Genomic DNA, 10,223 nt, shown 5'->3' with positions numbered 1-10,223 from the left:
TTACGCGATGATTTTAGCAACAACGCCGGCGCCGACGGTACGGCCACCTTCGCGGATCGCGAAGCGGAGACCTTCGTCCATGGCGATCGGAGCGATCAGCTCAACCGTCAGGTTCACGTTGTCACCAGGCATTACCATTTCGGTGCCTTCTGGCAGCTCAACGTTACCGGTCACGTCAGTTGTACGGAAGTAGAACTGTGGACGGTAGTTCGCGAAGAACGGCGTGTGACGACCACCTTCCTCTTTGGTGAGGATGTAAGTCTCGGCAGTGAACTTCGTGTGTGGCGTGATCGAGCCAACGTGTGCCAGAACCTGGCCACGCTCAACTTCGTCACGACCAACGCCGCGAAGCAGTGCACCGATGTTGTCGCCCGCACGGCCTTCGTCGAGAAGCTTGCGGAACATTTCAACGCCCGTAACAGTTGTCTTCTGAGTGTCTTTGATACCAACGATCTCGATCTCTTCGCCAACTTTCACGATGCCGCGCTCAACACGACCAGTACATACAGTACCGCGACCGGAGATGGAGAATACGTCCTCAACAGGCATCAGGAAGGCACCGTCAACGGCACGCTCTGGCTGTGGGATATAGTCATCAACAGCTTTCATCAGCTCGAGGATCTTCTCTTTACCGATGTTGTCGTCACGACCTTCGAGAGCCGCAAGAGCAGAACCCGCTACGATTGGAATATCGTCGCCTGGGAATTCATACTCACTTAGCAACTCACGGATTTCCATCTCAACGAGTTCGAGAAGCTCTTCGTCGTCAACCTGGTCAACTTTGTTCATGAACACAACAAGCGCTGGTACACCAACCTGACGAGCAAGCAGGATGTGCTCGCGAGTCTGTGGCATTGGACCGTCTGCTGCGTTAACAACCAGGATCGCGCCGTCCATCTGGGCAGCACCCGTGATCATGTTCTTCACATAGTCAGCGTGACCTGGGCAGTCAACGTGCGCATAGTGGCGTGCTTCAGTCTCATACTCAACGTGTGCAGTCGAGATCGTGATACCACGCTCACGCTCCTCTGGAGCCTTGTCAATGTTCGCGAAGTCAACAGCGGCACCGCCGAATGATTCCGCAAGAACCTTAGTGATCGCAGCTGTCAACGTCGTCTTACCATGGTCAACGTGACCAATCGTACCGATGTTGCAGTGCGGCTTATTACGTTCAAACTTTTCTTTAGCCATTGCCCGTCTACCTTTGCAAGCAATCACGCCTTTGTTCACACTCAGGCGAGCTTTCCATTTAACCCCGTGACCCCCACCCGGGTAGTCACATGATGATGTCGCCCGAGAGGGACTTAATTGGAGCGGGTGAAGGGAATCGAACCCTCGTCGTAAGCTTGGAAGGCTTCTGCTCTACCATTGAGCTACACCCGCACAAGCCAGCGGCTCCTCTCGAACACGACAAGCCTTCCCGCACGCAACCCCGGCAGGGGTTTTGAACAAGGAAGGTTAAGTGGTGGAGGGGACAGGATTCGAACCTGTGAAGCCGAAGCGTCAGATTTACAGTCTGATGGGTTTGACCGCTCCCCAACCCCTCCACGTATATACTAGATCGCCAGTGAAACTCGGGACTTGATCCCACTCCGAACTGGCGTCGCGGTGAGGGGCAATATGCGCATATAAATTCCCATGTCAACATCAAGTTCCCAACATTTCGTATTTTTTTGTTAGGACTTTATAAATCCACCGCTTTAGCATATGGGACACGCGATAATCTTCGCGTTTCGGGTGGATATTTTGCGCGCTACCCCTTGTTCAGGAAGCACACAGGCGATGGCTAAGAAAGACTTTAAAAAGAAACCGGACCACCGGGGAGGAAAAGCCAGGCCCCCGCAAAAGCCCGGCCATCAGGCGCCCCGGCAACAGGGCGACGATCGCCAGCGGCCCACAGCTATGCTGACACCAAAGCACAAGAACGGCTTTTTCCTGTTTGGCCGCCACGCGGTTGAGGAAGCCCTAAAGAACCCAAAGCGTGAATGCATCCGGCTTGTCGGTACCACCAAGGCCCTTCAGGCTTCCGGTCTGGCGTCCATCCGACAGGGCCTTGCTGTCGACTATATAGACGACGACCAAATACTCAGGAGTGCCGTGCCGGCTGATTCTCCGCACCAGGGGGTGCTGCTGGAAGTCCGTCCCCTGCCCGGCCTGGACCTTCTGGATTTGGAGCCGGTCGCAGACCAGAAGAATATCATCCTGATGCTGGACCAGGTGACCGACCCCCACAACGTGGGCGCCTGCCTCCGGTCCGCTGCGGCGCTTGGCGCCCGCGCCCTGATCACACAGGACCGCAACAGCCCCGGCGAATCCGGCGTGTTGGCGCGCGCCGCTGCCGGCGGGCTCGAGGCCCTGCCCTGGGTCCGCGCCGCCAACCTTGCGCAGGCGCTGGAGGCACTCAAGGACATGGGCTATTGGCATGTTGGCCTCGACGGTCACACGGACACCGAGATCAGCTCGGTCTCGATGGGCGACAATATCGTCATTGTTATGGGGTCTGAGGGCAAAGGCCTTCGCCCTCTGGTGCGCAAGCACTGCGACGCCATTGCCAAAATCCCGATGACGGGTAAAGTTGAAAGCCTGAATGTCTCGAACGCTGCAGCCATCGCACTCTATGAAATGGGGAAAGCATGACCACCGCGCAGGAAATTGTCGAAAAACTGGACCTGGCCCCTCACCCTGAAGGCGGCTACTACCGCCGTACCTACCGCCATGAAGATGGCGTCTCGGGCCGGGCCTTTGCTTCCTCCATCTACTATCTGATTGAACAGAAAAGCTTTGCCCTGTGGCACCGGGTAGACGCGGACGAGCTGTGGTTCTGGCATGCCGGCGCCCCGGCCGTTATTGAAACCGGCGCAGATACAAAGGCAGACGAAACCCACACAATGAGCATGGACCTCGCGGCCGGCCATAAACCGCAGCTGGTGATCCACGGCAATACCTGGCAGCGCATTCGCTCGACCGGTGACTGGACACTGTTCAGCAGTGTGGTTAGCCCCGAGTTCACCTTCGAAACGCTGGACCTCCATATCGAGGGCCGCCCGGCAGACACATAGGCCTACTTCGCATGACCAACGCACAAGACATCATCAAGGAACTGGGGCTGAAGCCCCATCCGGAAGGCGGTTACTTCCGCCGCACCTACCGGAATGACGTTGATGGCCAGCAGCGTGGCAGATGTTCCGCCATCTATTATCTGCTGGACAAGGAAGGCTTTGCCCTTTGGCACCGCATTGATGCAGACGAACTGTGGCACTGGCATGCTGGTGCGCCCATGACGCTGGAAATCGGTACTGACCGGACAGACGCCACCCCACACACCCTGGGCCCCGACATTCTTGAGGGCGAACGCCCCCAGGTCCTTGTGCCCGCAAACCACTGGCAGCGTGCCCGAGCTGACGGCGCCTGGTCGTTGGTCAGTTGTGTGGTTGCGCCTGAGTTCCTGTTCGAAACGTTTGAAATACCTGACGGCGAAATCGCCACCACGTGCTGAATAGCTGTGCGCCTTCATGCCCAGAAAATGGCGCAATAAGCAGAAGAGGTCCTCGGCAAGCTTTAGCCTTTAATTGCGATGGTTTTTCGCCTAGGGTACGGGGGAATCAGGATTGGGGAATTCCTGAAATAATGAATGAATAGACGCGGGCCGCAGCTGCCCGGATCTTGAAGGGGATCTGTATGTTAGATCAGGAAACGAACGCTCAAAACGCTGGCGATTTGTCGCATCAGTTTGAAACCTCTGTGCTGGCTGCCATTGACCGCCTTGGCGGCACGGCAGACGAACTGGAACAAGCCGCAGCTTCCATGAATGGCGCCACACAGGAAACGGTGGACGGTATGCATGTGGCCGAGGAAAAGGCCCGCCACGCAGGTTCGAGCGTTAATGCCGTGGCTGGCGCGACTGAGGAAATCTCGGCGTCAGTAGGCAATGTCAGCGAACAGATGGGCCGGGCTGCAGAAGTGACTGCCAAAGCGCTTGAGGAAGCCAACGACGCATCCCGCCTGATCGCAACATTGAATGCCTCTGGCAAGAAGATCAGCGAAGTGATCAAGCTGATTAATGATATCGCCAGCCAGACCAACTTGCTGGCACTGAACGCCACCATCGAGGCAGCCCGCGCAGGCGAAGCCGGCAAAGGTTTTGCCGTTGTGGCATCGGAAGTGAAAGCGCTGGCAACCCAGACCGCTCGCGCAACCGATGAGATCAGCCAGCAGATCAACGAGCTGCAAGGCGCCACCACTGACGCCGTGACCGCCTTTGAAAAAATCAGCGGCCGCATCAAAGAAGTGGATGAAATCGCAGGCGAAGTGTCCGGCACCGTTAGCCAGCAAGCCGCCGCCGCGCAGGAAATCAGCCACAGCGCCGCCCAGGCCGCCGAGGCCACCAGCGGCGTGATCGGTGACTTTTCCCAGATTGGCAGCGCCACCTCCCGCACCCAGAGCGCCGCGTCAGAGGTGACAGAAAAAGTCTCCAGCCTGCAGCAGCAGGGCGCCGCCCTGCGTTCCAGCGTTCAGGACTTCATGAACAAGCTGCATAAGGACTAAACCGGGCAAACAATAGTCGTTCGACAAGGCCGCCTCACCGGGCGGCCTTTTTGTTTGAGGATCATTTCTAAATTTTTACATAAGTTGTTGTAAAAACGTATTTTTCTGTAAACGTCTCTTTAAATGTAATCAGGACACAATGAGTCGCATGAGGTGGCGGGGCCAACCGGAAAGCACTCATTGGCAGATGAGATTTTTCCAATACCGCCAAATTGAAGCCAGGTGTGTTGGCAGCGCGCCCTTGCGACAACAGGTGACCTATGTCTGACGAAGCGGTTCAGGACACAACCCTTCCTATTCTCGATAGCATTTCCGTCAAAGACCCCATCGTTGACAGGGGCGAAGGCGACAACAGCGTGACGGTGGTGCTCGCGGCCTCCGACGCCGACAGCGAAGTGGCCTCGATCCGCGTCACGGTGACGGACCCAGACGGCGACACGATGGTCAAGACGCTGAGCGCCGCATCTGGCGAGCTGACCTTCACGATTTCAGACGACAAGCCTGAGGGCGAATACAAGGTCACGGAGGTCGTGGTGACAGACACCGCAGGCAACGCCCGCACCTATGATGGCCCGAACCTGTCGAACCTGTTTGAAGTGGCCGTGACGGTTAAGAATGCGGAAGAGGATATAACACCTCCCGTCGTGACCACCTTGGAAGTTCATGACCCAATTGTTGATTTCGCGAGCGGCGACCGCTCTGTCAGCATCACCGTAACCGTCATTGACGACCTGGCGGGTGTCGAACTTGTCCAACTGTACCTCCCCTATGGCGACGAGGGTTTTCGCCTATCGCAGTCTGTGGCAACGGGAGCGACCCACTCTTTCACATTCACCCTGCCCGACAATGTCGCGAACGGAACAACCGCGTTCGAAATCGCGGTCTATGACAAAGCCGGAAACTGGACATATTATTCATCCAGCGAGCTACAAAGTATGGGCTTTGCCCCATCAGTTGAAATCACTGGTTCGATAGAAGACACTGAGGCACCAACTCTCGACAGCCTTATATCAAACGACCCGGTCATCAATGTTTCAGAAGGTGACCGCACCATCACCTTCAGCTATTCCGCCATCGATGATTTATCGGGGCTGACCAATTTTTCCATCGAGGTGTATGACCCCGAAGGCAACTGGATGCAGGGAAGAGGCCGAACGTCATCCAGTGGATCAATTACATTTTCCGTCCCTGAAAACGCGGTAAACGGCATTTACACCATCAAGGTGGTAACAAAAGACGTCGCTGGCAATATGCTGACCTACTCAGCAGAGGAGTTGCAAGAACTAGGTTTTATCAGCAGCTTTGAAGTCACTCAGGCAGACACCGACACCACCCCGCCTTCGCTTGTGGCCTTCACGGTAGACGAGCCGGTGATCGACTTTGAATCCGGAGACCGCGAGATCACGGTATCTGTAAAGGTAAGCGACGACAAAGCCGGCATCGATCAATTTCGGGTGTATCTTGCATCGCCGACAGGCCAACAGCTTGTCCAATTTGTATACGGGGCGGAAGAGGAAAGCGTCACATTCGTGCTGCCTGATCATTTTTCCAATGGCGAATATTCGTTGCAGCTCTATGTCCGCGATCTGGCCGGCAACGATGTCACATACACCTATCAGGATATACTGGAACAAGGGTTTTCAGGTGTTTTCGAGGTGTCTGATGGCAGCTCGGATAACGACGACACCCTCCCCGGCGGCAATGACGACGGCGACCACGACAATGGCCACGGCAATGACGAAGACGGCGTCGACGACGACAACCCCGGCAACTCCGATGGCAGCAATGGCGGCGGTAACAGCGGCGGTGGCCATGATGATAATGGTCACGGCAACGACGAGGACGGTGTGGACGAAAGCAACCCCGGCAACTCGACCGGCACCCATCGTCGCATCAAGGGCACGGACGATGACGATACCATCACCGGATCAGACGATAATGACACCATCACCGGCGGCGACGGTGATGACAATCTTGAGGCCGGTGACGGCAACGACCAGATCTGGGCAGGTGCAAACGACACTGGCAATGATCGTCTGGCGGGCGGACGCGGCAACGATGTGATTGGCGGCGGCAAGGGCAATGACCTGATCGTGGGCGGCAACCGCCGCAAAGGCGACGATGATAGCGACGACGACGGCAGCGACATCCTTTATGGCGGCGACGGCGACGATACACTGATCGGTGGCGGCTGGGATGACAGTTCGGGCGACGGCACCTTCAGCTTGGGCGAAGAAGCATCCGACGAGCTTGACGCCAACAGCCTTTGGGGCGGCGACGGCGACGACCTCATCATCGGAGCGAATGGCGCCGACACAGTAGGCGGTGGCGTTGGCAACGACCGCGTGAATGCCGGCGGCGGCAACGACAAGGTCTATGGCGGTCGCGGCGGCGAAGGCGGCAGCAATGATGTGATCGATGGCGGGGACGGCAATGACGTTGTGTTCGCGTCTGACGGCAACGACAGCGTTCTTGGCGGTGACGGCGACGATGAGCTTTTTGGCGGCTCCGGCGATGATACAGTCCACGGCGGTGACGGCGATGACACCCTGTGGGGTGGCGCAGGCGATGACCTGTTCACCGGCGGCGGCGGCGCCGATATCTTCGCCTTCGGCGCAACATCCGGCAAGGATACTGTCACCGACTTCAGCGTGGCAGAGGACGAACTCAGGCTCACGGGAACAGTGACAGACTTCACCGACACCGCGAGCGTTGCGGCAGCTGCAACCGTGGCGACCGTTGCGGGTCAGGCAGGCCTTCTGATCGACACCGGTGGTGGCAACAGTGTGTTTCTGGTCGGGTTGACGGTCGAAGATCTCAGTAACATGGTGATGCTGCTGGATTAGTGTTGCCTATTGATGGCAATGAAAAAGGGCCGCCCCTGGGGGCGGCCCTTTCCTCATCTCGGGTCTTTGGGAGAGTAGAGATGGGTTCCTTAGATCGCGCGCTTGCGCATCTCGATGGCGCCGTAAACAAAGCCTCCTGCGATCACCAGGCCCAGCCAGAACTGGCCACTTGAGAGTGTGTAGGTCAGGCCTTCCATTTGTACGCCTCCGAACACGAGGTTCAGGAAGTCACGCGGACCGTCAATATCCGGGTTCAGGTCATGGTAGGCATAGGCCTGCCAGCCGCCAAGATGAACACCAAACCACTCAAGGAAACGCGTGGTTTCAAACAGGATACCTTCAACCGCAGCAATCACCGCAGGGGGCAGCACAGCCCACATGAATGGCAGGCGGGATGCATAGGAAGAAACAAACAGCACCCAGGCCAACAGCGGCAACACCCACAAAGTGGAAACGGCATACTGCGTGACAAAGACTGCCCAGGTACCCAGCATGGTCGCCAATGGCCACATTTCCAACACTGGCCCACCCTGAAACAGCACAACAATGCTGAGGAAGAAGGCAATCAGCAATTGCGCTGCAACAGCAACGCCCAGGAACACCAGCGGCGCAACCAGCACAGGGGTCACAAGCTTGGCCAGTACTTCCTGCCAATCGGCTACCGGCATAGACTTCCAGAACAGGATTGAACGGTCACGACGCTCTTCGTACAGGGAAGACAGGAGCGAAAAGAAGATCACGAATGGCAATGCCACCCAGCTGATGCCGCCCATTACCCAGTAGCTCAGCGTTACAGCAGCAGGCAGTTCATGCTCGCCTTTGTTACTGTTCGCGGCCATTTCAACGGCTTCACCCAGGTTTGAAACTTCCGGATGGCGATCAAAAACGCCGTCAAACTCGATGGTCGCACCGAAACCGATGGTGGACACAATCACCAGGAAGACCGACAAGGCTGCCAGGATGGCCGGCACACGGATATAGCCGTTCATGCCGTCCAATATTTCGCGTTTAATGAGGGCTGTGAACGTGTTCATTATGCCTCTCCTGTCATGGTCGCCACGAAGATATCCGCCAGGCCCAGGCGGCGCGTTTCGCCCAGTTTGGCCAGCGTTTCGCGGTCAATATTTTTATAGACGCACGTGGATTTGCCGAAAGTACTGCCCTTGGCAATCGGGCCAAGCTTCATGGCTTCTTCCTCTTTGCCCGGGCTGACCATCACTTCGATGAATTGCTGTGTCAGCTCGTCCATATCGGACTCAAGCACGATGTTGCCATCTTGGATGAACATCACATCAGAGAGGATATGCTCCACCTCTTCCACCTGGTGGGTGGTGATGATGACCGTCCGCTCCTCATCGAAATATTCTTCGAGGAGGCTTTGGTAGAACTGCTTGCGGAAAATGATATCAAGGCCCAGCGTCGGCTCGTCCAGAACCAGCAGCTTGGCGTCGATGCTCATCACCACCGCCAGATGCACCTGCACGGTCATGCCCTTTGAAAGCGCACGCACCTTGCGGTCAAGCGGCACCTTGGTGCGGCTCAGGAAGTCCATCGCCTTGGCGCGGTTGAACCTTGGGTGCACGGCTTCGACATAGTCGAGAACCTCAACAACCTTCATCCATTTCGGCAAGGTGGCCACATCGGCGATGAAGCAGACATCCTGCATCAAGGCGTCGCGGTCTTTCGATGGGTCCAGGCCCAGCACGCTCAGCTCGCCGTCATATGACGACAGGCCCAGAACCGCATTCAGCATGGTGGTCTTGCCCGCGCCGTTGGCGCCGATAACCCCAAGAATGCGACCCAGCGGCACTTTGAAGTCCACGCCATTGAGGGCCTGGAAATCGCCGAAACGCTTGGAAAGGCCTTTTGCTTCAATTACATAATCTGTCATGTAGCCCTCCCCTAATGACTGCGGCTGCTTTTGAGCAGCTCTTCTGTATCAAGACCCAGGCGGCGGATGGTATCCAGCACACGGGGCCATTCTTCTTTAATGAAACGCTCGCGCTCAGCCTCCATCAGCTTGTCGCGTGCGCCTTCCACCACGAACATTCCCAGTCCGCGCTTTTTCTCAACCAGTCCGTCCATGACAAGCTCCTGATAGGCTTTAGAGGCAGTGATAGGATTTATTTGCATTTCAACGGCGACATTCCTTACGGAAGGAAGGGCCTCACCCTCAATGAGGGAGCCCTCCATAATGGCCGTGACCACTTTGTCCTTCAGCTGCCGGTAGATCGGCTGATCGTCCGTCCAATCCGGCGTCATACGCTCTCCCCTTCCTTAAGCTGCAGCTGCAAAGAGCTGGATATGCACGGATTGTGCGGTGCGCTTGAGAACGTCGGCCTGGCGCGCCAGACGGCGGCTGCGGCGTTGTTCGCGTTTGACTTGTTGGTAGGTTTTCATCGACATTTTTGTTTCTCCTCGCGTACCCGGTTTTCCCGGGGTTTGTTGTTATCGTCTTGTTATCGTTTTGCTGTCGTATCTGAGCATCTCTGTCGTCAGAACCCCTGGCCTTTTTGGCTCTTGAGTGGGGCGGGGGCCGGTTCTTTATGTTTTTGTCCGGCCCCCTGCTCGTTTTCCTCGCTGTCGAGATTGTCTCTCGCTTCTGTTCTTGCTGTCGTCACTCGGGCCGGGTGTTTTCACCTCTTGTCCCGTACCGACCGTTCCTCGCTGAGCCTTTTGGCTCTTATTTACCCTTGCGCTCTTGTGCCGTGCTTGGAAGTGGCTTGAGTGTCTGTTTGGGCGTTTTATCGTGCCGGTGTATTAGTTATGTATAACACCACATCAGATGTGGCAAGAGGAAAATTAAAAATTCCTGGAAGAAATTATTTAAAT

Annotated in this window: 10 protein-coding genes and 2 tRNA genes; 5 read left to right on the top strand and 7 right to left on the bottom strand. The window is 56.5% G+C overall.

Annotated elements, in window-relative coordinates:
* The 3 genes from tuf to KORLAC_RS08040 form a co-directional block, all read right to left on the bottom strand.
* Complete coding sequence (gene tuf, locus KORLAC_RS08050) at positions 1–1,191, bottom strand: elongation factor Tu (protein WP_068305257.1); 1,191 nt, start codon at positions 1,189–1,191, stop codon at positions 1–3.
* A 118-nt stretch (positions 1,192–1,309) separates the two neighbouring features.
* Positions 1,310–1,383 (bottom strand) — tRNA-Gly (locus tag KORLAC_RS08045).
* Positions 1,384–1,463: 80 nt separating this feature from the next.
* Positions 1,464–1,547: transfer RNA gene (locus KORLAC_RS08040), tRNA-Tyr, on the bottom strand.
* A gap of 355 nt (positions 1,548–1,902) precedes the next feature.
* Here KORLAC_RS08040 and rlmB point away from each other — a divergent pair.
* The 5 genes from rlmB (at position 1,903) to KORLAC_RS08015 (ending at position 7,391) form a co-directional block, all read left to right on the top strand.
* A complete protein-coding gene (gene rlmB, locus KORLAC_RS08035) occupies positions 1,903–2,637 on the top strand; it encodes a 23S rRNA (guanosine(2251)-2'-O)-methyltransferase RlmB (protein WP_068305287.1) in 735 nt (244 codons plus the stop codon).
* On the top strand, positions 2,634–3,059 hold the full coding sequence (locus KORLAC_RS08030) for a cupin domain-containing protein (RefSeq protein ID WP_068305254.1): 426 nt from the start codon (positions 2,634–2,636) through the stop codon (positions 3,057–3,059). Before rlmB ends, KORLAC_RS08030 begins: the two co-directional genes overlap by 4 nt.
* Positions 3,060–3,070: 11 nt before the next feature.
* Positions 3,071–3,496 (top strand): cupin domain-containing protein, encoded by a 426-nt coding sequence (locus KORLAC_RS08025; RefSeq protein WP_068305253.1) that lies wholly within the window; start codon positions 3,071–3,073, stop codon positions 3,494–3,496.
* Positions 3,497–3,678: 182 nt separating this feature from the next.
* Positions 3,679–4,545, top strand: a complete 867-nt coding sequence (locus KORLAC_RS08020) for a methyl-accepting chemotaxis protein (RefSeq protein WP_068305251.1) — start codon at positions 3,679–3,681, stop codon at positions 4,543–4,545.
* Between the two features lie 260 nt (positions 4,546–4,805).
* On the top strand, positions 4,806–7,391 hold the full coding sequence (locus KORLAC_RS08015) for an Ig-like domain repeat protein (RefSeq protein ID WP_068305248.1): 2,586 nt from the start codon (positions 4,806–4,808) through the stop codon (positions 7,389–7,391).
* An 89-nt stretch (positions 7,392–7,480) separates the two neighbouring features.
* Here the strand turns inward: KORLAC_RS08015 and KORLAC_RS08010 are convergent, their stop codons facing one another.
* Genes KORLAC_RS08010 through KORLAC_RS19165 form a run of 4 tightly spaced genes read right to left on the bottom strand, consistent with a single transcriptional unit; the run spans position 7,481 to position 9,797 of the window.
* Positions 7,481–8,425, bottom strand: coding sequence for a hypothetical protein (locus tag KORLAC_RS08010; RefSeq protein WP_068305246.1), 945 nt, complete (start codon positions 8,423–8,425; stop codon positions 7,481–7,483).
* Positions 8,425–9,282 carry an ABC transporter ATP-binding protein gene (locus tag KORLAC_RS08005; RefSeq protein ID WP_068305244.1) on the bottom strand — a complete coding sequence of 286 codons (858 nt, stop codon included), beginning with the start codon at positions 9,280–9,282 and terminating at the stop codon, positions 8,425–8,427. The genes KORLAC_RS08010 and KORLAC_RS08005 overlap by 1 nt, the downstream gene beginning before the upstream one ends.
* A gap of 11 nt (positions 9,283–9,293) precedes the next feature.
* Positions 9,294–9,653 (bottom strand): GntR family transcriptional regulator, encoded by a 360-nt coding sequence (locus tag KORLAC_RS08000; protein ID WP_068305243.1) that lies wholly within the window; start codon positions 9,651–9,653, stop codon positions 9,294–9,296.
* 15 nt (positions 9,654–9,668) lie between these two features.
* Positions 9,669–9,797: a hypothetical protein gene (locus tag KORLAC_RS19165; RefSeq protein WP_277620378.1), complete on the bottom strand. Its 129-nt coding sequence runs from the start codon at positions 9,795–9,797 to the stop codon at positions 9,669–9,671.
* Positions 9,798–10,223: the final 426 nt, after the last annotated feature.

The organism is Kordiimonas lacus (genome assembly GCF_001550055.1).
Lineage (GTDB): Bacteria > Pseudomonadota > Alphaproteobacteria > Sphingomonadales > Kordiimonadaceae > Kordiimonas > Kordiimonas lacus.
Note: the sequence above shows the minus strand (reverse complement) of the source record. Positions and strands in the feature narration are given on the sequence as shown.

Bases quoted from the DNA above. Each gene is read 5' to 3' on its own strand.
- tuf (WP_068305257.1), bottom strand. From the start codon at position 1,191: ATGGCTAAAGAAAAGTTTGAACGTAATAAGCCGCACTGCAACATCGGT.
- rlmB (WP_068305287.1), top strand. From the start codon at position 1,903: ATGCTGACACCAAAGCACAAGAACGGCTTTTTCCTGTTTGGCCGCCAC.
- KORLAC_RS08030 (WP_068305254.1), top strand. From the start codon at position 2,634: ATGACCACCGCGCAGGAAATTGTCGAAAAACTGGACCTGGCCCCTCAC.
- KORLAC_RS08025 (WP_068305253.1), top strand. From the start codon at position 3,071: ATGACCAACGCACAAGACATCATCAAGGAACTGGGGCTGAAGCCCCAT.
- KORLAC_RS08020 (WP_068305251.1), top strand. From the start codon at position 3,679: ATGTTAGATCAGGAAACGAACGCTCAAAACGCTGGCGATTTGTCGCAT.
- KORLAC_RS08015 (WP_068305248.1), top strand. From the start codon at position 4,806: ATGTCTGACGAAGCGGTTCAGGACACAACCCTTCCTATTCTCGATAGC.
- KORLAC_RS08010 (WP_068305246.1), bottom strand. From the start codon at position 8,425: ATGAACACGTTCACAGCCCTCATTAAACGCGAAATATTGGACGGCATG.
- KORLAC_RS08005 (WP_068305244.1), bottom strand. From the start codon at position 9,282: ATGACAGATTATGTAATTGAAGCAAAAGGCCTTTCCAAGCGTTTCGGC.
- KORLAC_RS08000 (WP_068305243.1), bottom strand. From the start codon at position 9,653: ATGACGCCGGATTGGACGGACGATCAGCCGATCTACCGGCAGCTGAAG.
- KORLAC_RS19165 (WP_277620378.1), bottom strand. From the start codon at position 9,797: ATGTCGATGAAAACCTACCAACAAGTCAAACGCGAACAACGCCGCAGC.